This window comes from Thiorhodococcus drewsii AZ1, assembly GCF_000224065.1.
GTDB classification, from domain to species: Bacteria; Pseudomonadota; Gammaproteobacteria; order Chromatiales; family Chromatiaceae; genus Imhoffiella; species Imhoffiella drewsii.
Genome location: NZ_AFWT01000002.1, coordinates 234,020 through 257,199 on the forward strand (window position 1 = coordinate 234,020; position 23,180 = coordinate 257,199).

Here is a 23,180-nt window from a genome sequence, read left to right on the forward strand (position 1 = left end):
AAAACTGTCCTGGACATGGGGTCCACTTTACCACAAACGCCTGAAGCCGAGCCTGTACTGCGCCATCGAGATCAACGTGTTGTATTCCAGGTCTTCTTGGGCGCAGTACAGCCCGGCTTAGGCTTCACGTTATGCATCATGACTAGCGGCTATCCTCAATTTCACCGATCTGCGCAGATGGGCGAGCGCGGGGTCAACGTAGTCTCTCGAATAGTCAATGAAACTCTCGGTTGGCTCTTCAAGCGAAACCATCAAGAGCATGACTTCGGCGTTGACGGGCAAATCGAAGTAATTACGCCCAGCGGCTCCGTTACTGGTCAGATGCTTGCCGTGCAAATCAAGTATGGAAAGTCATTCTTTCAAGAGAAAAACCGTTGGGGTTACGTCTACCGCGGCGAACTCAAGCACTTCAACTATCTGTCGAATTACCCAGTTCCGTTTCTTATCGTTATCTGCCATCCCGAATCTGAAGAATGCTAACTGAAGCTGCATGGAAGATGACTATTCCCTTCGGAAACAAGCTTCACGAGGCGAAAGGTGCAATTGAGGAGATGCTTCCTCCCCTTCAAGATAGCCTTTCAGACCTTCAAGCGTACTGGGCGATCAACAACCTAATGGTCGAGTCGTCATACATCCACTTCATTATTGATCGTCCCGAAGTAAAGGCGCTTGATGTGACCCGTCCAAGGGAATTCTTCGACCGCCTTCGGATAACAAAGGAGTTGGCCTATCAGTGCCAAGGTAAGGTCGAGATAAGTTTTCACGGCTACGAAAACGATGCTCACGAGCTATTTGTGATAGACGAAGTGCGTAACTACGTTCCATTGCTATGTGCTGCGCTACCTGAGTTGTTATTCTTCTCGCGAACAGAAGAACCCACTCACGCCCTTAAGACGTTAGCCCTGTGTCAGACCCGCGTTAGTTGGCCCGACGGGCGCTCTACCAGGGAGGTGACTCGGAAGGTAATCTTCGATACAGACAAGGTCGGGGAATTCATCATGCGTCACTGGCCTGGACTCAACGAGATGACTGAGTGGCTATCCATGTCCATTGACGAAAACAAGAGAATTTCGTTCGATGTAATTCGCTGTCTCGGGCTTCGAGTTCCTACGGAGGCCGATGATGCATAACCCATCTCATTACACACATCTTCATAAGTCATGAGATTCTTTGGCGTATTTGATCCCGGCTGCCACGTCTCTGATGCGCTGCAGTCCGAGCCAAATGCTCTTCACACCAGGCTCGCCATCGCCCTTGCGTCCGAGAAATCCGCCCTGGCGGGCGATCAAGCGCAACACCTCGTTGAGTCGCGGAGACTGCTTGGGCACGGGCTTCTTGGCCAGAATGTAGGCCGCTTGCCACTCCTCAGGTTCGAGCAGCAGCGAGGCATCCAGGTCTGGCACGGTGCGTCCCAGTCGCATCAGTCGGGCGATGCGCCATCCCACCACCAGAAACAGCGCGAAGGCGCGCTGCAGGCGCTCGACAGTGCCCAGTTGCAGGGCCTCGACACGACAGGCTTCCTTGAGGACCAAGAACAGCAGCTCGATTTCCCAGCGCGCCCGATACCATTCGATCAGTTCGACAGCGGCCTCAAGCGTCTCGGCGCTGCGGTTGGTCAACAGACGCCATTCAATCGGTTTGACTCCTTTGGGGGCGTCCGCTTCACGGGCAATCACACAGGTGACCTCAAGGAAACCTTGGCGCCGATCCGAAAGGCTCACCCGCTGGGCATAGAGTTCCTGACGCACCGTTCGGGCGGTGCGCCCGCGTCCTGGCGGCAGGTTGAAGCGCACCTCCCCGAGTGGTTCGCTCTCCAGCACACTTCCCCACAGCTTCTTGCCCTCGCCACCGGGCAACGCGCGGTTATGCTTAGCGCGCAACAGCCAATCGGCCGGGGTGCCCAAATCACGGGCGCGCACCATCAGCTCCAGCATGTCGGCCTCACGATCCGCCACATAGACCAGGCGGGTGTCGGGCAACTCTCCGGCCAGGTCCGCGACCCGTTCATAGCCCTCTTTCCAGCGCAGACTCTCGGGGGCTCCCGGACGCTGGCCGTCGGCGTCTTTCGGCTCGCGCGCCCACATCCAGGCATCCAGCACACCCAACGGTTCGCGCTCGGGCGTCACCGCGTAGGTTGGGTGCAGATACATCCCGCGCTGGGCCTCGTAGCTCAAGGGACCAAGTCCTTTGATCGTCTGGCCGTTGAAGTCCAGCTCCGTGGTGTCCTGCAGACACAGCACCACCGGATGGGCCGCCATGCGCGTCTGCGTGCACTGACGATGCGGCTCAAGGATGTCGAGCCAGTCGTAGGTTTCACTGCCGAGAAACCGATAGCCCGCCTGCGTCTCCGACCAGCCGTTGCAGGCCCCCGGAATACTCGCCGTCGGATGCTCAGCCAAGCGCTCGATCAACTGAATCGCGCGCCGGTTGCGGCGCGTGTCGCCCAGATCAATCGAGGCCAATTCTTCCGACGCCCAGCCCATCGTGTGCTCCAACATGTCTCAGAAAAAATAGTTCGCTATCGTACACTCAGAGTTCTGTGTAATGGGATGTGCATAACCCTGCGTTCGAGGCGACCTGCGCGAAAAGTCGCGCAGCCACCTCAACTCCACGTTAGGCAAAAAATAGTGGCCGTTTGAATTATGAAAAACGATCCAGCCATCAACTATTCACCTCACTACGTAGCCTTTCTCGACGTTCTAGGCTTCGAGAAACTCGTGATGAGCAAAACCCCTAAAAGCATCAAGGAGATATCGGAGTACTTCGCTTTGGTGCGGGACAGTATCAAGAAGCTCAAAGCATCAAATGATGCTGTCGAGATCGGCTCCATCGTAATCAGCGATTCTGTAATCCTTTCAATCAACTCTGGGAGCAACCGCAAGGAGAAGTTACAGAGGCTACGAGATCTTTGTATCGCCGTCCGTGAGATTCAATACGGGCTTGCAAAAAACAACATTTGGATGAGGGGTGGAATTTCGCATGACGATGCATTTTTTAATAGTAACCATCCCCCGGCAGAGCCGGGGGCTTTAAATTCGTGAGCCGCTCAAAGCGGCAAAGGGTCGCTAACGCGGCCCCACGGTGTTTGGGCCGCCTAAAGGCGGCAGGTCAGCGCCACAGATTCAGCTGCTCTAATCGTTGATCCTCAACCTCTTGGTGCTGAATGTACGCTCGGATTAGGGCTTCATCTCGGCCCACCGTCGATGCGAAATAGCCACGTGCCCAGAAATGCTGACCCCGATAGTTGCGTTGCCGTTCGCCGTAGACCCGTGCCAAGTGAATCGCACTCTTGCCCTTGATGTAGCCGACCACTGCGGAGACGGCATATTTCGGCGGAATCGAAATCAGCATGTGAACGTGGTCTGGCAGCAGATGCCCTTCTTCGATTCGGCATTCCTTGTGGCTCGCAAGTTTATGGAACACTTCTCCGAGATGTCGGCGCAGCTGTCCGTACAACACCTTTCGGCGACACTTCGGAATGAAAACAATGTGATATTTACACTCCCACCGGGAGAGGCTTAGGCTGTCAAAGTCGTCCATCGGGACTCTCCTCAAACGTGTGCTTGGCGGCTCACGCTAGGGAGTGTCCCCGATGGACTCTTGTAAATGTCAAACTTCTACGGTCTCCCCGGCAAAGACGGGGGATTTCTCAACTGATTAAATGATTAGAACCCCAAAACCCGAAGCACATTGATCGAGACAATGCAGATTCGCGAAGCGACCACCACCGATTTCGATGCGATCTGGCCGATTTTCCAGGAGATTGCCTCGGCCGGTGAAACCTATGCCTATCCGCGTGAGATCTCGAAGGAGGAGGCGGAGAGACTGTGGATGCAACTGCCCCGCAAGACCTTCGTCGCCGAAACGCACGACGGGATTGCCGGCACCTATTACATCAAAACGAATCAGGCCGGCCCCGGCAGCCATGTCTGCAATTGCGGCTACATGGTCGCGTCGACCGCTCGCGGACAGGGACTGGCGACGACGATGTGCGAGCATTCCCAGGCGATCGCGCGCGATCTGGGCTACAAGGCCATGCAGTTCAACTTCGTCGCGTCCAGCAATCTGGGGGCGATCCGGCTCTGGACTCGGCTCGGATTCGAAACCGTCGGGCGCCTGCCCAGAGCGTTCGATCATCCGGCCAAGGGCCTGATCGATGCGCTGGTGATGTACAAATGGCTGGCCGAGGACCCGCCGAACGCCTGATCGCTCCTCACGGACTCGTCATCAGACGATGACCTGTCGCAGCAGCCCCGCACTTGGCTCCTAACAACCAAGCCAGGCTGGTCGACAGCAACCAGATAGGCGTGCCCTCCTCTGTTCTGCCTCTGTCAGTGACTGACGTATCAGCCATCCCGTTTTCGGCACGGTCAATGCGTCACTCAATGCGAACTGTCACTCCGAGTCCGAGTCGCCACCCAAGGATGCTGTCCACCGTGGGTTCGACTCGGATCATCACTGAGCACGCAAACGCATTGATAGGAGGCCACCCATGTCCAGACATTTCTCGACCGCTCCGGTCGCGGCAGCCATTTTGATCGCCCTCGGGACCGCGAGCCCGGCGTTCGCGGACGATACAGCGAGCATGACGTCCAGCGACACCGAGTCACGCCCGCTCACGGCCCAGAACGCATCCCGCCTCTCCGCTGCAGCGGTCAAGGTTCTGCGCAACATCGCCGATGCGCGGGGCGAGCTGCACGGCGACGCGCCCGATCTGGTCAAGGCCAAGTCGCAGCTCGATCAGGCCAGACAGACCCTGGATGAGATCCAGCAGATGCTGCCGACTGCCGTCATCAAGGACAGGGTTTGGATCGCCAAGAAGCACCTGGAGTACGAAGACAGCGAAGCGGTTCTCCCCGATCTGATCCCCATTTACGCCTCGCTCGATGAGCTGGTCGACGCCATGCCCACCGAAAAGGCGAAGGCGCATCTGGATCGAGTCCAGCAAGCCCTGCAGAATGGCGACAAGTCTGCGGCCACCGAGCAATTGCAGGCGGTCGACGCCGCCCTGCTTTACGTCGAGGCCGATCTGCCGCTCAACAGCACCCGGCATCTCATCGCTCAAGCCGAGGCCGACATCGCCAAGCAGGATGCCAAGGCGGCGGACGCGGCGCTGGCCGATGCCGAGGGCAATGTGGTCTTCGTTTCGATGGGTATCGAGTCGCCCCTCACGCAAGCGAAAAGCTCACTCTGGCGCGCCTGGAAGGACCGCGAACTGGGCAGAATGGATTATGCCAAGGCCGAACTGAGCCGCGCGGTCAGCTACCTTGAACGGGCGGCGCAAAGCACCGATCAGGTCACCCGCGAAGCGGCAGCCGGACTGGTCTCGGAGGTCCGCGAGCTGCACGGAATGATCGACGACGGAGACGACACGATCACGCGTCAGCTGGAGCGGACCTGGCAAGAAACCAAGGCGCTTTCGGAGCGCTCGGTCGAGTACATCAGCACCGGCTGGCAGCGGATGCGGGCCGGTCGGAAGGATAAGAAGGAGTTGATCGAGGCCAAGCTACACCTCGCCGACGCACGCATCGACCATCTCTACTCGCACGACAACGACGCGGCCAAGGCGGAGCTGGCCGAGACGAACGGCTACCTGAACGCGGCGCTTCCGCTGGTTGATGACGCAGACAAGGCCGAGGTCAAGGACGTCATCGCCCAAGTCAACGCCCTTGAGCAGGCGGTGAAAAAGGGCGACGACACAGCGGACAATGCGCAGGCATTCCAGCAGACCGAGGACGCCCTGGCAGACCTGATTCATCAGCTCTGACCCGATCCTTTCCACCAAAACCGCGTGGAGCTCGCATCCTTGAGCGTATTCGAGACGACAGTGGCACACATGACACCCTGGCTACAGGCTTACGGCTATCCCATCTTGGGGGTGGCCGTCGCCCTTGAGGGCGCGGCCATTCCGCTCCCCGGCGGCATTCTCATGGCCGCCGCAGCGATCCTTGCGGCGCATGGCGAACTCAGTCTGGTGGGCGTGCTACTCACCTGCTGGCCGGCCGCCGTCGCCGGAGACAATCTCGGCTACTGGATCGGTCGCAACGGCGGACGTCGTATCTTGCTGCGCAGTGGGCTGCACCGTCGCCGCCTCGGTCGGCTCCAGCGCTTCTTCAGACGCTTCGGGATCTGGCTCCTCGTCTTCGGTCGCTTCTTCGACGGCACCCGTCAGCTAGAAGCCCTGGTCGCCGGAAGCGCCAGCATGCCCTGGCGGCGGTTCTTCCTCGCGGACCTGGCCGGAACCGCGCTCTGGGTCCTCACCTGGGTCATCGGGCTCTATGCCTTCGACCAGCACCCCGGAGCGATCCATCGCCTCATCCTGCAGCTCAACCCCTGGGTGGCAAGCATCGCGTTGATCGTGCTGGCGTTGGTGATCTGGAGACTGCTGTCGCGCGGACCGAACCGCACCTCGGAGATTCGGTGATACCGCTAGCCCGAACCGGCCGGCGGTCCAGGCCGAATGATATGCAGATCCCGCTGCGGAAAGGGAATCTCGATGCCGGCCTCGCGGAAGGCAGCGTCGATGGCGAAATTCAGGTCGCTCAGTACGGTCAGACGCTGGCCAACATCGAACACGAAGGCGCGTAGCTCGAAGTTGAGCGCGCTGTCGCCGAAGGAGAGGAAGAGCACGTAGGGATCGACGACGGACGCGCTGCCCTGAACGATCTGCGGATGCGCCCGGGCGACCGCCAGCAGGGTCTCCTTCACGCGCAGGGTGTCGGAGCCATAGGCCACCCCGACCGGTACGCGCAGCCGTCCGAAGCGGTCGCGCAGCATCAGGTTGGTCACGCTGTTGGAGATGAGGTCGGAGTTGGGCACGATGACATCGGCGCGTTCGAAGGTCTGGATCTGGGTCGAGCGAATACTGATGCGCCGCACATATCCCTCGATATCGTTGACGATGATCCAGTCGCCGGTGCGAATGGGGCGCTCGAACAGCAAAATGAGCCCGGACACGAAGTTGTTGACGATGTTCTGCAGCCCGAACCCGATGCCGACCGACAGCGCCCCGGCGATGAGCGCCAGGTTCTGAAAGGTGACCCCGGCGATGGCGAGCGCGATCAGACCGGCGGCGATCATGAGCCCGTAGCCGCTCATGGTCACGGCCGTCTCGCGGGCGCCGCGCTCCAGGTGTGTGCTCGCCAATCGCCGATCCAGGCGCGTCCGCGCCCAGGAGGCGAACGAGAGCAGCAGACCCAGCGCCAGGATAGCGAGCAGGACACGCGCCGGCTGGATGTTGACCTGCCCCAGAGTCACGCCCTCCTCCGCCCAGCGAAGCAGTGCGTACTGAGCGCTGTCCGGCAGCCCCCAGACCTCCAGCAGGACCAGACCCAGCACCAGCCAGATCAATAGATGGAAGAGGATGCGCAGCCAGAAGAGTCCGGGGATGAAGGCGTCCGGCCCGACACCCATCCGCACCCGCAGCCGCCGTTCCCAGGCATGCCGCCCCTCATCGAGACTGTCGATGAAGTCGTTGCCCAGCGTCGCGACCAACCAGGCGAGCAGCAAGCAAACCAGAGTCAGCACCACGCCCTCGCCGATGAAAACGGACAGGTTGCGATAGCCCGCCCATTCAGCGCCTAAGGCGCCGAGCAGCGCGAGCGCGATGCTGAAGCGGACCACCCCGAGTCCGCCCTTGCCGCGCAGACGCCGAATCAGCCAGACGGTCCAAATCAGGTTGGCGACGAAGAGCGTGCCCCAGAGCGAGCGAACGACCAGAAGCAGATCGGCGTTTGCCGCCTCCGCAACCGGCGTCGCCAGCAGCAACGCGCCGATCAGCGCGCTCAAGGCCAGCCACCAGAGTGAACGGGCGAACCGCTGCGCCAGATCCGCTGGCACGCGGAGATAGCGGCCTGCCGGCGGCGGCGGATTGAAGCCCGTGCGAATCGCCACGAGCGCCAACTGGTAGCCGAGCAAGGCGACCGCCGCGTCCGCGAGCAGCGGCCAACCGGCCGGATCCTGACCACGGATCAGCCAATAGAGCGACCAGAGTGCCCCCGCAGAGAGGCCGGGCAGATAGCGACCCAGGCTCAAAAAGAGGCCTTGCAACACCGCGCGCGCCAGGTCGCGCTCCGGATCGACCGGGACGACCCGCTGCATCCGACGACGGGGCAGCAGACCGAGCGCCAGCCCGATCAGTCCGAGCGCGCCCAACCATAGGAGAACGCGGGCGTCTGCCACGCCGAGCCGTCCGTCCAGCGCCTTGAGATCGAACAGCGAGGTTAGCGCCAGCGGGTTCGCGATCCACGCCTGGATCAGGCTCGGTGTTGCCGGACCGCGCATCAGCAGACGGTCGGTGAGCTGTTCCTTCTGGCGTGCCGCCAGGGCCTGGAGCGCATCGCTGCTTTTGACCTCGAGCAGCCGGCAGTCCGAGAGCAGCGCCGTGGCCTGAGCCTGCTGCTGCGCGAGCTGAGTACGGGCCTCGGCCGCCTGCGCGGACTCGCCGGCGACCGCCGTTCCCAGGGCCTTGAGCTGCGCGGCAATGGTCGCCGTCCGTGTCTCCTGCGCACTGATGCAGTCTTGCGCCTGGCTTTGATTGGCGGTAGCCGCGTCGGTGAGTGTGGCGAGCCGCGCATCGCTCAGGGTCCCTCGCTGAAGCGCCCGACCGATCTCGGTCAGGCGGCTCAGCGCACCCTCCGTGCTGGCGGCATCGAGCGAGGGCTGGTCGGACCAGGCCTGGCCGACGACCAAGCCCAGCACGATCAGCAGCAGAAGACGCGACAGGCGCCGGCCCAGAGTCCCCGAGGTCACTGCAAGACCTAGCCTATCTATTGCGCCACCCGCCGACCCAGCCGAGCCAGCAGGGCCTCGGCGCGCGCTGACCGGGGTCCGAAGGCCCACTTGAGCGCGACACCGGAGCCGAAGGCGAGCAGGATGATGACCGCCACCAGAGCGGCGAAGACATGGTCGTCGATGACGCCGAGCGCGCGCCCGACCCCAACGAAGATGAGTGCGACCTCGCCGCGCGGCAGCATCCCGAGCGCGACCGTGGCACGGTCGACTTCGGGTCCGGCCAACAGCGCGGCCGGCAGCTTGCCGAGCACCGCCGCCAGGAGCAGCGCAACGGTCAGCAGCAGGGTATGCCACTGCAGAAAGACCGCCAGGTTGACCTGCATGCCGATCAGCAGGAAGAAGATGGGCGTGAAGACCGCGATCAGCGGCATCAGCATCTCCTTGGTCTTGTCGCGCAAGGATTCATCCGACAGGATGAGCCCGGCCGCGAAGCCACCGACCGTACCGCTCAGACCCAGCGAACTGCACAGCCAGCCGAGCAGGAAGGCGAAGGCGAGCGGCGCGAGAAAGCGGTTCTCGGTGGGACGGATACGGTTGAGCTGCTGCGCGAAGGGTCGGCCCAGCTGATCCCCGAAGAGCACGATGGCACCGAGGAAGGCTCCGCTGGAGGCCAGCAGCCAGGCGACGGCGGGCAGGTCCAGATGGCCCTTGACGACCAGCTCGATGGAGAGCGCGAGCAGCACCAGCCCGAGCATATCATTGAGCACGCAGGCGCCGAGGATCATCCGCCCCTCGGAGGTGTCGGCCTTGCCGATGTCTTCGAGCATGCGGGTAGCGACCCCGATGCTGGTCGCGCTCAGGGTCGCGGCGATGAAGAAGCGTCCGGCGCCGGAGAGATCGACCGGCAGTATCCAGATCACCAGCAGCCCGACCACCAGGGTCCCGAGCGCGCCGGCCACGGCGACCCGTGCGGCGTCTGCCCCGACGCTGCGCAGCTGACGCACACCGGTCTTGAGCCCAACGTGGAAGAGCAGCAGGATGATGCCCAGGCTGGAGAAGAGCCACAGGCTCATGCCGGTGTTCACGTTGGCCAGGGCATGGTCCCCAGTGAGCAACTGCAGCACCTCATGCCCGCGCCCGCCTGGGGCCAGTTCCCCGGCGCCGAAGACCTGCCCTGCCGCCTGTGCGGCGGAAACGCCGCTCTGCCAGACCTGATCGAACACCGGGCTGGCCGCGCCATAGCTCATGACAAAGTTAAAGAAGGGCAGACCGACCCAGTAGCCCAGGTTGCCGACCAGGACGCCGATCAGCAGCTCGCCGAGCACCGCCGGTTGTCGGTAGCGATCGGTGAGCCAGCGGGCGACGAGGACCATGGTTATCAGCAGCGCCAGTTCGAGCATGATGCTGGAAAAGGGATGCAGAATCATCGGGTGTGCCAAGGATGAAGGCATGACGCGTACCCCTAAGGTTGATTAACAATGACCGACCTCCGGACGCGGGCACGAACGCCGCTTGCGAGCCTGGTCGTTGGCCTGTTATTCAGCACGGATCGAGCCAACTTGCGCCCGGCCTGAATCGGGCTCGGCCGGACATCGGACCGCGCACTTTGCTGACAGCAACCAACGGGGGTTGGTGAATATGGACCAGGTGGAACATCAGGGCGGGACCGATCCCGACCGGACCGGATTGCCGAGGCCGGCGGGGCATCTCGGATGGCTGCTCGCCGCCATCCTCCTGACTGGGACCGAACCGGGTTTCGCGGGTCAGTCGTATGGTCCGGTGCGTTCCGGCGAGTCGCTGTGGATGATCGCGGGGCGCATCGAGACGGACCGTTCGCTCAACCGCGACCAGATCATGCTCGCGCTCCTGCACGCCAATCCCACGGCCTTCTCGACGCCCTGCAACGTCAACGGTACCTTGAGACTGGGCGCCGTGCTGCGAATCCCGGATGAGGATCAGATAACCGCCCTGGATACGGAGCGCGCACGCGCGGAGGTCGCGGAGCAGAACCGAGCATGGCGTGCGCACCTGGCGCGGGGCACAAGGCTGACCTGCCTCGCCGGCCCCCCGGAAATGCCTAACCTCGGCGACGAAGCACCGGCAGCAGCGCCGCCGCCGACCGAAGACGTCAAGCCCGCCCCTGCCGCACCGTCGCCCGCAAGCACACCGGAGAGCGCGTGTCCGCCCGCGCCCTCCGTGGCCTCGGCGCCCTGCCCCTGCTCTTGCTCGGACTCGGGCGCCGCTCAGCCGACCGAGTCCGAGCGAGCGAACGAGACCAGCCCGCAACCCGGGCTCGACGAAGCGCGCCCGAGCCGCCTGGCCCCTGGCCCACGCGCGCCCGGTTGGCTGCTGGTGCCCCTGGTGCTCGTCCTAGTCACGGCGGCGATGTTTCGCTGGGAGCGCCGTCGCACCATCGCTGACACATGGCGCGCTCCGAGATCGGTGCCCGGGGCGATGCTCGAAGCGGCGACCAAGTTGCCGAAGCGCGCACTGACACTCCTGTCCCCGAGCGGACAGGAGTCGCGCCTGCTGCTGCCGCTGGCGGCGCTGGCAGGAATCCTCGGCGCCTTGGTCACGGTGGTCTTTCGCGAGGGGATTCACGGGCTGGAGTGGCTGCTGAGCGGCTATAGCGGCAGCCTGGTCGCGATGGCGATGTCCTTGCCCCCCTGGGAGCGGTTCCTGCTGCCGGCGGCCGGTGGGCTGGCCGCCGGGCTGGTGCTGCAGGAGATCGGTCAGCGGCTGCGCGGCCTGCGTACCACGGACTACATGGAGGCCATCGTCCTGGGCGACGGCCGGATCAGCATTCGGCAAAGTCTGGTCAAAGGCGCCTCGTCACTCTGCACCGTTGCCTCGGGCGGATCCATCGGTCGCGAGGGCGCCATGGTGCAACTTTCGGCCATGGTCGCCTCGACCCTGGGCCGGCTGTTACGTTTCGAGCGCGATTCCATGCGACTGCTGGTGGCCGCAGGCGCGGCGGCGGGACTGGCCTCGGCCTACAACGCCCCCATCGCGGCGACCATCTTCGTCGCCGAGATCGTGCTCGGATCCATCGCCATCGATCACATCGGACCGCTCATCATCGCTGCGGTCATCGCCAACATCACCGTCCACGACCTGCTGGGCTACGCCCCGGTCTACGACATCCCGAATTTCCACATCGTCAGCGACTGGGAGCTGGGACTCTATCTCGTCCTGGGCCTGATCGCCGGCCACGTGGCGCCGGTCTTCCTCAACCTGCTGGAGCGCTCGCACCAGCTCTTCGCGCGACTGCCGCTGCCGCTCGCGGCACGCCTGGGGCTCGGCGGTCTCATCGTCGGCGCCATCTCGGTCTACGAGCCCCAGGTCTGGGGCAATGGCTACAGCGTGGTCAACAGCGTACTGCTCGCGCCCTGGATCTGGCAGGCACTGCTCACGGTGCTGGTCCTTAAGATGCTGGCCACGGCGGCCACCCACGGCTCGGGCGCGGTCGGCGGCGCCTTCACCCCGACGCTCTTCGTCGGCGCCCTTCTCGGCGCCCTCTTCGGAACGCTGGTGCAGCTGGTCCTGCCCGAAGGGACGGCACCGCCCAACGCCTATGCGGTGGTCGGCATGGGCGCCATGCTGGCCGCCACCACACACGCCCCTTTGATGTCCATTCTCATGGTGTTCGAGATGACCATGGACTACCAGATCGTCCTGCCCCTGATGCTCGCCATCATCGTCGCCCACTACACCTCCCGGCGTTACAGCGGGGTCAGACCTATGTATGCCGAATCGCTGCTGCCGCGAGAACGCCCAAATCCGTAGCCGGGTGAAGCACAGCGCCCCCGGAACGACGCGTCTCACAGTTCATAGTGCACCCCGATCTCGATCAGCCGTTCCGGCGGCGCGCCGAGCAGGAAGGCCGGACTGGGCGTATTGCGCTGCATGAAGGCATAGAGCCTGGCCCGCCAGCGGCTCGCCGCGCCAACCTTGGCGATACCGACACGCGCACGGCTGAGGAAGAGGCTCGGATGCTCAGTGGACGGCGGATAGGCGCTCTGCGAGAGCAGGTCGAGGATGGTCTCGAAGCGGGGTCGTTCCATGTATCCCAGGTGCAGCACGGCCGCGAAGAAACCGGAGCCAAGGCGCTCAACCGTCAGCTTGTCCTCCAACTTTACGCGCGGTGCGTCCTCGATCTCGACCTTCAGGACATAGGTCTCGCGGTGCAGCATCTGATTGTGGCGGAAGTTGTGCAGCAGACTCTGCGGGACGTGGCGTGCGGTCCGGGTGAGAAAGATGGCGCTTGCCGGCGAGCGGGCGGCCGATTGGGCCTCTTCGCTGGCAACGAAGTCGGTCAGCAAGGGAGCGGTCCGCTGCTGGCCCGAACGCAGCCGGTCCTGGCCCCAGCGCCAAGTGAGCATGATCAGCAGCATCCCTCCGCTGATGACGACGATGATCTGCGCCCCGGAGAACAGCTTGGTCGAGAGCGCCACGAGGAAGGCCAGATCGACGCCCAGGAAGACGACGCCTAACGACAGGATGGCGAGCCAGCCGCGCCGCTTGATCTTGCGCTGGACACCCAAGAAGAGCACGGACGTGATGAGCGTAACCCCGCCGATCGCCAAACCGTAGGCATTCGCCAGACCGTCCGCAGAGCGAAAACCGAGCACGAGCAGGAGGGTGCCGGCCATCAGCAACCAGTTGATGGAGCCGATGTAGATCTGCCCCGCCTGACTCGCCGAGGTGTGGCTGACGCGCAGCTGCGGGTAATAGTCCAGCTCGCCGAGCTGACGGAAGAGCGAGAAGAGTCCGCTGATGATCGCCTGCGAGGCGATGACCGTTGCCAGGGTCGCGATGCCGATCAGACCGATCAGCCAAGGCCCGGACACCAGCCCGAAGAAGCTGTTGCCAGGATGCTCGGGCGCGCTTAACAGCAGGGCGCCCTGCCCCAGATAATTCAGCATCAGGGCCGGCCAGACCAGAAACAGCCAACTCATCTGGATAGGCCGTCGGCCGAAGTGGCCCAGATCTGCGTAGAGCGCCTCCGAGCCCGTCACCACCAGGAACACCGTGCCGAGCGTCAGAAAGCCGATCCAACCGTTGTCCTGGAAGAACCAGACGGCGTAACGCGGATCCAGCGCGGCCAACACGCCGGGAACCTTGAGGATCCAGACGATCCCCGTCCCGCCGAGGACGAGAAACCAGGCCAGCATCACGGGGCCAAAGAGCGTGCCGACCCGTGCCGTGCCACGGTGCTGAATCGCAAACAGGACGATCAGCACCAGCACCGTCAGCTCGGGCACCAGGTCGGTCAGCTCCGGCGCGACCAATTCCAGACCCTGCACCGCGCTCAACACCGAGATGGCCGGGGTCAGGAGCCCGTCACCGATCAGCATGGCGCTGGCGACCACTCCCAGCAGCAGCGCCAGCGAGCGTGCCCGTCCGTGGCTGCGACGGCGCAGCAGGGTGGCGAGCGCGATCACACCGCCGTCCCCATCGTTGTCCGCCGATAGCACGAAGAGCATGTACTTGACGCCGACGACCAGCACCAGCGACCAAAAGATCAGCGAGAGCACGCCGAGGACGTTGACCACCTCGACCGACAGACCCGCGCCGCCGAAGAGGATATTCATGGTGTAGATCGGACTGGTGCCGATGTCGCCGAACACCACCCCCAGGGCGGCAATGACGAGGGAGAAGCCGATCGGTTCGCGCTGAGAGACGTTGAGCGACATGGGACACCCCCGTGAAAGGCAAGCGCCAGTGCTTGCGCGAAGACCAACCGAAGGCGCCGAACATCGAGCCGTCGAGTCGTTGCCTGGTGATGCTTCGGTCTTCCTTGTTTCTTCTTCCTTCTTTCTCTGTTGTCGAAGCGAAGATTCAGAGATTCACGATTCGCGCCACCACCGTCGGCGAGCGCCGCCACACGCCCGAAGCCGGGTGCTCACAGATGTCACTCGGCTTCATCGTCACGACTGGCGACAGACAAAATTTCGGTTCAGTGCCTATGCTTTGGTGAATTTGCACCAAATTCCTTGGGTCTAATCGACCAGACAGGGATCCGATCCTTCTCAACCAACGCGGTATTAAACGAGGAAAGCGCTGCGCTGATGCGCCTCACCGACTTTGGCAAACAAGATGCATTGGCTTGGGGTTGTCAGAGCGACGCGATACGATGCGCTCCGAAATTCTACAGGTTCGACCTCAGGACGCCGGTCGTCCGGCACCCTGGAACTCGAACCAGACATTCTCGCGATACGAACCGGAGATAACACTCATGTCGAACCCAATCATGTATGTCGAAAAGCTTATCCAGTCAGATAAGCTCGCGCAGCTGGGCAGTACGATCACCGATGTAATCGATCACATAATCCCACGCCCCACGAGCACTGTCGGCAAGTTCACCTTGGCGACCCTGCCCTACCTGGTGCTCTACGCGATTGCGGTCGTACTCATCGCAATAACCGACCACGATCCGGCCTCGACAGAAGACGTCTGGAACTACTTCATTCCGCTCGTCGCGCTTGTCTCAACCATCACCAGTTGGGGCCGCCACGCCGGCGACAGCTGGCAAACCCGGTCTCTCTACATCCTGCGACAGCTGGTGCACTGGGGCGCCCTGCTCCTGGTTATCCACCTGCTCTTTCAGTCGGATGTCCAGCACTTCCTCAAGGCCGAAACGGATGGCTTCGTCATCATCTACATCCTGGGTCTGGCCAGCATTCTGAGCGGCGTGTATCTGGATTGGAAAATGGCCGTTTTCGGGCTCTTCCTGATCTTCAGCGGGGTCATCATCGCCTTCCTGGACGATAACGCCTTGCTGATCGTGCTTGGCGGTACCGCCACCCTGGCCGTCATCGGAACCGCTTACATCTGGATCAAGCATCACCAGCACATCGACGCCCAAAGTGCCGATGGCGCCAAGATCGAAGGCCATTGAGCCATCGGCAACCGAGCCCTTGGGCTCGGTTGCCTCCTCCGCACCGCCGCACCGCACGACCTCACCCGCACCATCCCACCAGCAGCTCCCAGTCTTCCCCCCGCCGATCACGACCGACAGGCCGCGTCATTTCTTCCCAGTCGGCTTCAAGAGCAACAACAAGGGCAGCATCAACACGAAGCTCAGGGCAATCATGCCGAAAACCTGTGTGAAGGCGAGCATGGAGGACTGGCGGCTGAGTTCATTGGTGAGCAGCACGGCGGCCTTTGGGTTGGACAGCGTCAGTCCCTGAACCTGGAGCCAGTGGTGCAGGGCCGGATTGAAGGGATTGATGTGTCCGCCGAGCTGGTTCCAATCCGCCTGGCCGAAACGGCTGTACCAGGTCGCGGCAATGGACACGCCGATAGAGCTGCCGATACTGCGCGATAGATTGTAGAGCCCGGCCCCCGCGTCGGTCTGTGACGCCGGAAGGGTCACATAGGCCAGAGTGGAGAGCGTGACGAAGATGGATCCCATGCCGACGCCTTGGACCACCCCAGGCCAGATGAGCCAGCCGGGGCTGATGTCGAGGGTATACCAGGACATCACCCAGGTCGCGCCGCCGGCAAGGCCCATTCCGATCGCGATGATCCAGCGCGCATCGACCCGCCCGGAGATCCGAGCCACGATCAGCATGCCGAGGGCCGCGCCTAACCCGCGCGGGGCCATGACCAGACCGGTCGTCTCGACCGGATAGCCGAGCAGGCGCTCCATCAGCAGCGGCTGGATGGCGATGGTCCCGAACAGCGCGAGCCCGAACACCAGCATCAGCGTCGAGGCCAACGCCAGGTTGCGGTCGGCGAACAGCCGCAGATCGACGATCGGCTGCTTGGCGGTCAGCCCGCGCCAGACGAAGAGCGCGAGCCCAACGACCGCCGTGAGGGTCAGCAGCAGGATGACGCCCGAATCCCACCAGCCCTCCTGATTGCCGCGATCGAGCATGGTCTGCAGGCTGCCGATACCGACGATCATGAGCAGCGCCCCCAGCCAATCGGTGCCGGCCGGCTGACGCGGTGTCTCGCGAATGCTGCGCGCAACCATGGCCAGATTGAGCAGTCCGACCGGCAAGTTGATGTAGAACACCCAACGCCAGTCGAGATGCTCGGTGACCAGTCCGCCGACCGTCGGCCCAAGGACCGGACCGAGCATCACCCCGATCCCCCAGATCGCCATCGCCTTGCCGCGTTGCTCGGCCGGGAAGAGAGTGACCAGCACGCCTTGTGAGAGTGGGATCAGCGGTGCCCCGGCGATGCCCTGAATCAGGCGGAAGAGCACCATCTGCGACAGGGATTCGCTCAGCCCGCAGGCGGCCGAGGCGATCACGAAGCCGGCGATGCCGACCAGCATCACGCGTCGGCGCCCAAAGCGCGCGGCCAACCAGCCGGTCAGCGGGATGGTGACCGCCTCGGCGACGATGTAGGCGGTCAGTACCCAGGTCACCTGATCCGCCGTCGCGCCCAGGGCGCCCATCATGTGCGGCAGCGTCACGTTGACGATGGTCATGTCCATGATGGCCATGATGGTGGTCAGCATCACGCTCGCGGCGGGCAGGATGCGTCCCGAGGTGGGTGCGTCGCTCATCGGCTCATGCCTCCCGTCGCGGCTAGTCGGCGGTGGTGTCGATGCGAACCTCGGCACTGGCGCCGACGCGCAGCGCGGGAACCGGGTCGAGGACGCGCACCCGCACGGCGAAGCGCTGCGTCACCTTGACCCAGTTGCCGGTCGCGTTCTCCGCCGGCAGCAGCGAGAAAGCGGAGCCAGAGGCGGGACTCAAACCTTCGACCTCGCCTTTGAAATCCTTCCCCGGCAACAGATCGACCGAAATGGTCGCCGGCTGTCCCGGACGGATGCGCGGCAGGTCGGTCTCCTTGAAATTGGCGTCGACCCAGACGTCATGGCTCTCCACCAGCGCGAACAGGGCGCTGCCGGTGTCCACATAGCTTCCCGGACGCAGGTCGAAATCGCCGACGATGCCGTCGGCCGGAGCCGAGATGCGGGTGTGCTGCAGATCGAGCCGCGCCTGATTCAGGGCGACCTGAGCGGACCTGACCGCCGCGTTGTCGTCCCCGAGCGCCCCGCGCGCGGCCTTGGCAGCGCTCAACTCCGCCCGAGCGCTGGTCAGAGCACCCTGGGCGTCGAGCCTGGACTGCTCGGCGCTGTCGCCGACATCCTTCGATGCCGAGCCCTTGGCGACCAGATCGGCGATGCGTTTGGCGTGGCGTTCGGCCTGATCGGCGTTGGCCTCGGCCGAGGCCAGTTGCGCCTGGGCGGCATCGACGCGCGCATTCGCGGCCTCCAGGCTGTCCTTGGCCTGCTGGAGCTGCGCCTCGGCCTTGTGAACGGCCAGCGTAAAGGGCTCGGGATCGATGGTCAGCAATAGATCGCCGCGCTTCACCACCTGGTTGTTATGGACCAGGACGGACTGAATGGGACCGCTGACCTGCGCAGCGATATTGACCAGATGCCGCCCCAGATAGGCGTCGGAGGTCGAGGGATGGGCGCTCGAATAGCTGTTGTACCACCAGCCACCGCCGCCGAGCGCCGCAATAACTGGAATGCCGATCAGAACATGGCGGAGTTTCATGGCCGCGGTCTCCTTCTCTGTCGTAAATAGGCGGGCGGCACATGGCCGTGATGGGCGATCTCCTCAAGCGTCAGCGCCGCCAGGGCCGATTCCCCTGGATGGCCCGTGGCGGTGATGACCACAGCCGCCGCATGCGCGGATCGCAACTGGGCGACGGCATCGAGGACCGGGGTATCCGGTGGCTGAGCCAGCGCCATGATGGGCTTGCCGCCACCGGCCGGCAGGAGCGCACGCACCTCGCCGTCGAGGCGCAGCACCTGATGGAACTGGGTGGAATCGCGCAGCGGCTTGGTTCCCTCGCGCGTCGGCGTGTCGGCCAGATCGGCGATGCAGCGCAGGAGCAGGAGCGGCGTATGCAGCGACTGGGGCACCGGCTGACCGCGCCGGCTGAGCTTCATGGTGTAGAGGCTGTCCTGCATCATCAGGCGGCGCACGCCATGCGCCGCACCCACGACCAGAATCAGCGGCAGCACAGCGTGATACTCATGGGTCATCTCCAGGATCATCACCATCACGGTGAGCGCCGCGCCGGTGGCACCCGCGACCATCCCCGCCATGCCGATCACGGCGCTGGCGACGGGGTCCAGCGGCAGATCGGGAAAGAATGCGCGGGCGACATAGGCGAAGGCCGCGCCCAGACAGGCCCCGATGAACATGGAGGGCGAAAAGACGCCGCCCGAGGCACCCGACCCCAAGGTCAGGGAGGTGGCGAGCAGCTTGGCGCCTAGCAATAGGAGGAGCAATCCGGGCGCGGTCAGCACAGTGTCGAGAATATCTTGGATGGTGGCGTAGCCGACGCCCTGCACGTAATAGTGGCCGTAGTGGCTCTGGAGTCCGAGCATGAGCAGACCGACCAGCAGCATGCCGGTGGCGTGACGGCTGTAATAGTTGCCGGGCATGCGATCGAAGAGATCTTCGAAGCCATAGATGGCGCGAATGAGCACGACGGACCCCAGCCCCTGGATCACGCCCAGCAGCGCGTAGGCGATCAGCACCTCGGGCGCAAAGCTCTGATGGGCGCCCAGCTCCAGCGGCGGGATGACGAACGAGGGGTGATCGCCGAAATAGAGCCGACCGACGGCGGTCGCGGTGACGACGGCCAGGATCACCGGGGCCAGGGTCCGGGCGCTGACCTCGGTCATGATCAGCTCGACGGCGAACAGGATGCCGCCGAGCGGGGTGTTGAAGGTGGCCGCGATGCCGCCACCCGCCCCGCAGGCGATCAGGGCGATGCGCTGCCACTCCGGCAGGTGCGTCCACTGCGCGAGCGTCGAGCCGAAGGCGGCCCCGATCTGGATGATAGGACCCTCGCGCCCCACCGAACCGCCGGTGCCGATCGACAGGGCCGAGGCGAGCGATTTGACCAGCGCCACGGACGGGCGAATCCGCCCCTTCTGGTAGTAGATGGCCCCGATCACCTCGGGGACGCCGTGCCCCTTGGCCTCCGGGGCGAAGGTCTTGACCAGCCAAGCGACCATCAAGGCGCCGACGACCGGAACCAGGACGATGAAAGGGCCGAAGGGGCTGGTCGAGGTGTGCTGGTTGGCGTCGTAGTCGAGTGAGAAGACGCCGAAAAAGGCCAGGTTGTGGATCCCGCTGATCATGGCGCGGAAGAGAATGGCGCCAATGCCTGCGATCACGCCGACGATCACCCCAAAGACGATCAGTTTGAGTACAAGCTGACCGTATTCCTCGACTGGCTGTGAGTCGCGCATCCTGATCCCCAACGCAAGCTGTCGATACCGAACGGAATCCCCGATTCGATAGACCGATGTGCCTTAAATGTCTGGCAGACGCTGCTCCAGCGCCACCCCCCTCCTTCACCATAGGCAAAGAGTCTGCCAGTGGCTCAAGTGACTGAATCGTCAACGAGAGATAGGGTCACCGGCATTCAGTCAGAATAGCGTTGGTTCATAAGAACCAGGCTTGCTGGTTCTTGAACCGAATGACCGTGCACACGTGCGAGTCGAGTGACTCAGCTGCCCCAGTACCGATCATTCTAGGAACGTGGGTCTCCGCCCGCTCAATCCCCGAAATGCGGTCACGGACGTCTCCTGTAAACGACAGGTGACAGCCACTCGGCTATACAATGCACTCTCACATTGGGAAGCCACACGCTCAGGTACCTGAGTGGCCATTGGGTTTAGCCCCCACTGAACCGCGCGATCAATCGCGCCTGTGCCGAGGCCGATCTGAGCATCGCCTTCCCACAACGAGACGTGCACCTGGATACGCAGGCACCATTGCGCGTACAGATTGAATCCGACTCGAGCAATCGCACCTTGAGGCACTTCACAAAATTATGACGCTCGATTCTGCTAGACCCGCTTACCCAAAACGCCTCACGGCCGACAGGGTCGCGCCCAGTTGGGGCAAGGCGCTCTTCAGGGGCTACGCCCCGCTCGGAGAGCTCATTGGCGAGTTGCCCGACGCCGGGCACCGCTGGGGCACAGCATAAATGACCGGCGTGGAACTGCTGACCGGGCTCCTGATCTCAGCGCATCTGCTGCTGCAGATCGCGGTCGCGATCCGGGTCATTCTGCGCCCGCACCGCGACCCTGCGTCCCGGATGGCCTGGCTGGTCGTGATCTTCTCGCTGCCCGTCCTCGGGCTGATTGCCTACCTGCTGCTCGGCGAGACCAATATCGGACGCCGCCGAGCGGAACGCCGGCAGCAGCTGGTATCCGGGCTGCAAAAAGTCGTCGCCGCAGCCCCGGCAGCCGCAATGGAGTCCGACTGTCAGGTGCCAGAGCACCACGCCCACCTGTTCCAGACGGGCCGCTCCATCACAGGCTTCCCCCCGGTGTGCGGCAATATCGGCGCATTGATGCCAGCCTCGGACGCAACCATCGATGCCATGGTCGCCGACATCGACGCTGCCACGGATCACGTGCACCTGCTGTTCTACATCTGGCTGCCGGACAGCAACGGCTGCCGGATAGCTGAGGCACTGCGGCGCGCGGCAGCACGCGGCGTCGTCTGCCGCGCCATGGCAGACGATCTGGGCTCGCGTCTGATGATCGGCTCCAAGCACTGGAAGGCCATGGCGGCATCAGGTGTCCGCCTGGCGCGAGCCTTGCCCATCGGCAGCCCGCTTCTGCGTGTCCTCCGTGGGCGAATCGATCTGCGCAATCACCGCAAGATCGTCGTCATCGACGGCCGCATCACCTATTGCGGCAGCCAGAACTGCGCCGATCCGGAGTTTTTCGTCAAGGCAAAATACGGTCCCTGGGTCGATGCCGTAATCCGTTTCGAGGGTCCGATTGCGCGACAGAATCAGGCCCTCTTCGCGACGGACTGGATGGCCCATGTGGACGAAGACCTCAGCGATCTGCTTCGGCAGCCGTGGCCGGGTGGCGTAGCGGAAGGTTTCCCGGCACAAGTCATCGGGACTGGGCCAACGGTGCGCTATTCGGCCATGCCGGAGCTGTTCGAGGCGTTGACCTACGCCGCTCGGCGTGAGCTGGTGATCACCACGCCCTACTATGTCCCCGACGAAGCCATACAGGCGGCCTTGTGCGCCAGCGCCCGTCGAGGTGTCGACACCACCATCGTCTTCCCGGCACGGAACGACTCATGGATCGTCTCTGCGGCGAGCCGCAGTTATTACGCCGATCTGCTCAATGCCGGGGTCCGTATCTTCGAGTACGTCGGCGGCCTGCTGCACACCAAGTCGCTCACGCTCGACGGCGAGATCACCCTGATCGGCTCGGCGAACATCGACAGGCGCAGCTTCGATCTCAATTACGAGAACAACATTCTGCTTCACGACCCAGAGCTGACCGCAGCAGTCCGTGACCGCCAGGCGCACTACATCGCCAGCGCCAACGCCGTTTCCGCAGACCAGGTCGCCAGCTGGAACTGGCGCCGAAGGTTCTGGAACAACGCCGTCGCAATCCTGGGGCCGGTGCTTTGATCTGACCGAAGGCCGGTGCGGTCGAGTTCTCAATGAAGGCAGACACCATGCCAAGCGGCATAATGCCGACTGAAAGCGAGGTGTGCCGAAGCGTCAGGACGAACCGGCTTCGCGATCCTGCTCGATCAAGTCGAGCACCAAGTCCGGATCCATGTCCGCGAGCGCTTGAGGCCCTTCGAGCGTGACCGTGAGAATCTCGACACGCCGCTCAATACGCAGTCGCCCAGCGGTGGCGATCAAGTCCTTGGCACGCCGCCGCTTGACGATGCGCTCCGCCATATCCCGAACCGCAAGCACGGCACTGGGAATCGTGACCACAAGGGTGGCCACCGCGACCGGATCGATGGCCTTGTCTGGCAGGCTGTCGCCCTCGGTCACCGGCGTTGAGGTCAGTGTTGCCTCCGTGTCCGCAAGCACCGCCTTGAGGGCCGCCAAAGCCTCTTCGGTGCCAGGGCCTTTCAGGATCAGTTCCAGGTCTTGCATCGGGCTTTACCTCTCGAAAAACGCCGACGAATCCGCTTGAGCAAAGTCATCGACTACTGGTCAGCGTTAGCGGTGCCACTGGGTTGAAGTGGAGCCCCGCCACAATCCATCTCGAAGTGATTCAGAATCTGCGCGATCTGCCCAGCCTCCGGGAGCCCCAGACGTTGCGCCTCGGCCAGGGCGAGACAGAGCAATATATTCGCGGGCTGGCGGTCATCCGGAGCCTTCCTCGCAAGCAGGTTTAGCGCGATTTTGGCTCGGCACACCAGCAATTCGCGCACGTCGCCGAGGCGCTCATAGACCGGCAGCTCCTCCTCGGTGCGGATGCGCAGCGCCTCCTCGAGCTGCCCGCGCGCCTGCAGGATGTCAGCGATCTTCCCCTGCGTCACCGCCTTCGAGCGCACGTCGCCGAGGCGCTCATAGACCGGCAGCTCCTCGGTGCGGATGCGCAGCGCCTCCTCGAGCTGCCCGCGCGCCTGCAGGATGTCGGCGATCTTCCCCTGCGTCACCGCCTTCTCGCGCAC

At 63.5% G+C, this 23,180-nt stretch carries 20 protein-coding genes; 10 read left to right on the plus strand and 10 right to left on the minus strand.

The genetic code is table 11. The features are described from left to right. Nucleotides 1-15 precede the first annotated feature (15 nt). Entirely contained in the window at nt 16-480 is a 465-nt protein-coding gene (locus tag THIDRDRAFT_RS02300; RefSeq protein ID WP_139058586.1) for a DUF4365 domain-containing protein, read from the plus strand. Next, on the plus strand, nt 474-1,130 hold the full coding sequence (locus THIDRDRAFT_RS02305; protein ID WP_007039178.1) for a hypothetical protein: 657 nt from the start codon (nt 474-476) through the stop codon (nt 1,128-1,130). Before THIDRDRAFT_RS02300 ends, THIDRDRAFT_RS02305 begins: the two co-directional genes overlap by 7 nt. A gap of 21 nt (nt 1,131-1,151) precedes the next feature. Here THIDRDRAFT_RS02305 and THIDRDRAFT_RS02310 read toward each other — a convergent pair whose 3' ends face one another. Next, complete coding sequence (locus THIDRDRAFT_RS02310; protein WP_007039179.1) at nt 1,152-2,483, minus strand: IS4 family transposase; 1,332 nt, start codon at nt 2,481-2,483, stop codon at nt 1,152-1,154. 237 nt (nt 2,484-2,720) lie between these two features. Here THIDRDRAFT_RS02310 and THIDRDRAFT_RS02315 point away from each other — a divergent pair, with 237 nt between their 5' ends. Beyond that, entirely contained in the window at nt 2,721-3,041 is a 321-nt protein-coding gene (locus THIDRDRAFT_RS02315) for a hypothetical protein (protein ID WP_139058587.1), read from the plus strand. Between the two features lie 67 nt (nt 3,042-3,108). On the opposite strand, the gene tnpA is transcribed toward THIDRDRAFT_RS02315, so the two are convergent. Next, the gene (tnpA, locus tag THIDRDRAFT_RS02320) at nt 3,109-3,540 is read right to left on the minus strand and encodes an IS200/IS605 family transposase (RefSeq protein ID WP_007039181.1); all 432 of its coding nucleotides are present in this window, start codon (nt 3,538-3,540) and stop codon (nt 3,109-3,111) included. A 162-nt stretch (nt 3,541-3,702) separates the two neighbouring features. Between tnpA and THIDRDRAFT_RS02325 the strand changes: the two genes are divergently transcribed. The 3 genes from THIDRDRAFT_RS02325 to THIDRDRAFT_RS02335 all read left to right on the plus strand — a co-directional run bounded on the left by THIDRDRAFT_RS02325 (nt 3,703) and on the right by THIDRDRAFT_RS02335 (nt 6,424). Beyond that, nucleotides 3,703-4,206, plus strand: coding sequence for a GNAT family N-acetyltransferase (locus THIDRDRAFT_RS02325; protein ID WP_007039182.1), 504 nt, complete (start codon nt 3,703-3,705; stop codon nt 4,204-4,206). A 286-nt stretch (nt 4,207-4,492) separates the two neighbouring features. Further along, on the plus strand, nt 4,493-5,767 hold the full coding sequence (locus THIDRDRAFT_RS02330) for a YfdX family protein (RefSeq protein ID WP_007039183.1): 1,275 nt from the start codon (nt 4,493-4,495) through the stop codon (nt 5,765-5,767). 39 nt (nt 5,768-5,806) lie between these two features. After that, nucleotides 5,807-6,424: a DedA family protein gene (locus tag THIDRDRAFT_RS02335; RefSeq protein WP_007039184.1), complete on the plus strand. Its 618-nt coding sequence runs from the start codon at nt 5,807-5,809 to the stop codon at nt 6,422-6,424. Between the two features lie 5 nt (nt 6,425-6,429). Here THIDRDRAFT_RS02335 and THIDRDRAFT_RS02340 read toward each other — a convergent pair whose 3' ends face one another. Beyond that, entirely contained in the window at nt 6,430-8,751 is a 2,322-nt protein-coding gene (locus THIDRDRAFT_RS02340; protein ID WP_007039185.1) for a mechanosensitive ion channel family protein, read from the minus strand. 17 nt (nt 8,752-8,768) lie between these two features. After that, complete coding sequence (locus tag THIDRDRAFT_RS02345) at nt 8,769-10,184, minus strand: cation:proton antiporter (protein WP_007039186.1); 1,416 nt, start codon at nt 10,182-10,184, stop codon at nt 8,769-8,771. Between the two features lie 187 nt (nt 10,185-10,371). Between THIDRDRAFT_RS02345 and THIDRDRAFT_RS23510 the strand changes: the two genes are divergently transcribed. Further along, nucleotides 10,372-12,519, plus strand: a complete 2,148-nt coding sequence (locus THIDRDRAFT_RS23510; protein ID WP_007039187.1) for a ClcB-like voltage-gated chloride channel protein — start codon at nt 10,372-10,374, stop codon at nt 12,517-12,519. A gap of 35 nt (nt 12,520-12,554) precedes the next feature. On the opposite strand, the gene THIDRDRAFT_RS02355 is transcribed toward THIDRDRAFT_RS23510, so the two are convergent. After that, complete coding sequence (locus THIDRDRAFT_RS02355; RefSeq protein ID WP_007039188.1) at nt 12,555-14,429, minus strand: potassium transporter Kup; 1,875 nt, start codon at nt 14,427-14,429, stop codon at nt 12,555-12,557. Nucleotides 14,430-14,440: 11 nt separating this feature from the next. Between THIDRDRAFT_RS02355 and THIDRDRAFT_RS25435 the strand changes: the two genes are divergently transcribed. Both THIDRDRAFT_RS25435 and THIDRDRAFT_RS02360 read left to right on the plus strand, forming a co-directional pair. After that, entirely contained in the window at nt 14,441-14,713 is a 273-nt protein-coding gene (locus THIDRDRAFT_RS25435) for a hypothetical protein (protein WP_139058588.1), read from the plus strand. 258 nt (nt 14,714-14,971) lie between these two features. Continuing rightward, entirely contained in the window at nt 14,972-15,634 is a 663-nt protein-coding gene (locus THIDRDRAFT_RS02360) for a hypothetical protein (RefSeq protein ID WP_007039189.1), read from the plus strand. Between the two features lie 126 nt (nt 15,635-15,760). Here THIDRDRAFT_RS02360 and THIDRDRAFT_RS02365 read toward each other — a convergent pair whose 3' ends face one another. Genes THIDRDRAFT_RS02365 through THIDRDRAFT_RS02375 form a run of 3 tightly spaced genes read right to left on the minus strand, consistent with a single transcriptional unit; the run spans nt 15,761 to nt 19,972 of the window. Then, nucleotides 15,761-17,254 (minus strand): DHA2 family efflux MFS transporter permease subunit, encoded by a 1,494-nt coding sequence (locus tag THIDRDRAFT_RS02365; RefSeq protein WP_007039190.1) that lies wholly within the window; start codon nt 17,252-17,254, stop codon nt 15,761-15,763. Between the two features lie 22 nt (nt 17,255-17,276). Then, complete coding sequence (locus THIDRDRAFT_RS02370) at nt 17,277-18,257, minus strand: HlyD family secretion protein (protein ID WP_007039191.1); 981 nt, start codon at nt 18,255-18,257, stop codon at nt 17,277-17,279. Further along, nucleotides 18,254-19,972, minus strand: coding sequence for a chloride channel protein (locus tag THIDRDRAFT_RS02375; RefSeq protein ID WP_007039192.1), 1,719 nt, complete (start codon nt 19,970-19,972; stop codon nt 18,254-18,256). Before THIDRDRAFT_RS02375 ends, THIDRDRAFT_RS02370 begins: the two co-directional genes overlap by 4 nt. A gap of 743 nt (nt 19,973-20,715) precedes the next feature. Between THIDRDRAFT_RS02375 and cls the strand changes: the two genes are divergently transcribed. Next, nucleotides 20,716-22,173: a cardiolipin synthase gene (gene cls, locus THIDRDRAFT_RS02380; protein ID WP_007039193.1), complete on the plus strand. Its 1,458-nt coding sequence runs from the start codon at nt 20,716-20,718 to the stop codon at nt 22,171-22,173. Between the two features lie 93 nt (nt 22,174-22,266). On the opposite strand, the gene THIDRDRAFT_RS02385 is transcribed toward cls, so the two are convergent. Next, nucleotides 22,267-22,656 carry a hypothetical protein gene (locus THIDRDRAFT_RS02385; protein ID WP_007039194.1) on the minus strand — a complete coding sequence of 130 codons (390 nt, stop codon included), beginning with the start codon at nt 22,654-22,656 and terminating at the stop codon, nt 22,267-22,269. Nucleotides 22,657-22,709: 53 nt separating this feature from the next. Then, on the minus strand, nt 22,710-23,180 hold a 471-nt coding region (locus THIDRDRAFT_RS02390; protein WP_139058589.1), incomplete at its 5' end, for a tetratricopeptide repeat protein.

Bases quoted from the DNA above. Each gene is read 5' to 3' on its own strand.
- THIDRDRAFT_RS02330 (WP_007039183.1), top strand. From the start codon at position 4,493: ATGTCCAGACATTTCTCGACCGCTCCGGTCGCGGCAGCCATTTTGATC.
- THIDRDRAFT_RS02325 (WP_007039182.1), top strand. From the start codon at position 3,703: ATGCAGATTCGCGAAGCGACCACCACCGATTTCGATGCGATCTGGCCG.
- THIDRDRAFT_RS02375 (WP_007039192.1), bottom strand. From the start codon at position 19,972: ATGCGCGACTCACAGCCAGTCGAGGAATACGGTCAGCTTGTACTCAAA.
- THIDRDRAFT_RS02300 (WP_139058586.1), top strand. From the start codon at position 16: ATGGGGTCCACTTTACCACAAACGCCTGAAGCCGAGCCTGTACTGCGC.
- THIDRDRAFT_RS02365 (WP_007039190.1), bottom strand. From the start codon at position 17,254: ATGAGCGACGCACCCACCTCGGGACGCATCCTGCCCGCCGCGAGCGTG.
- tnpA (WP_007039181.1), bottom strand. From the start codon at position 3,540: ATGGACGACTTTGACAGCCTAAGCCTCTCCCGGTGGGAGTGTAAATAT.
- THIDRDRAFT_RS02355 (WP_007039188.1), bottom strand. From the start codon at position 14,429: ATGTCGCTCAACGTCTCTCAGCGCGAACCGATCGGCTTCTCCCTCGTC.
- THIDRDRAFT_RS23510 (WP_007039187.1), top strand. From the start codon at position 10,372: ATGGACCAGGTGGAACATCAGGGCGGGACCGATCCCGACCGGACCGGA.
- THIDRDRAFT_RS02310 (WP_007039179.1), bottom strand. From the start codon at position 2,483: ATGGGCTGGGCGTCGGAAGAATTGGCCTCGATTGATCTGGGCGACACG.
- THIDRDRAFT_RS02345 (WP_007039186.1), bottom strand. From the start codon at position 10,184: ATGCCTTCATCCTTGGCACACCCGATGATTCTGCATCCCTTTTCCAGC.
- cls (WP_007039193.1), top strand. From the start codon at position 20,716: ATGACCGGCGTGGAACTGCTGACCGGGCTCCTGATCTCAGCGCATCTG.
- THIDRDRAFT_RS02315 (WP_139058587.1), top strand. From the start codon at position 2,721: ATGAGCAAAACCCCTAAAAGCATCAAGGAGATATCGGAGTACTTCGCT.
- THIDRDRAFT_RS02305 (WP_007039178.1), top strand. From the start codon at position 474: ATGCTAACTGAAGCTGCATGGAAGATGACTATTCCCTTCGGAAACAAG.
- THIDRDRAFT_RS02370 (WP_007039191.1), bottom strand. From the start codon at position 18,257: ATGAAACTCCGCCATGTTCTGATCGGCATTCCAGTTATTGCGGCGCTC.
- THIDRDRAFT_RS02385 (WP_007039194.1), bottom strand. From the start codon at position 22,656: ATGCAAGACCTGGAACTGATCCTGAAAGGCCCTGGCACCGAAGAGGCT.
- THIDRDRAFT_RS02360 (WP_007039189.1), top strand. From the start codon at position 14,972: ATGTCGAACCCAATCATGTATGTCGAAAAGCTTATCCAGTCAGATAAG.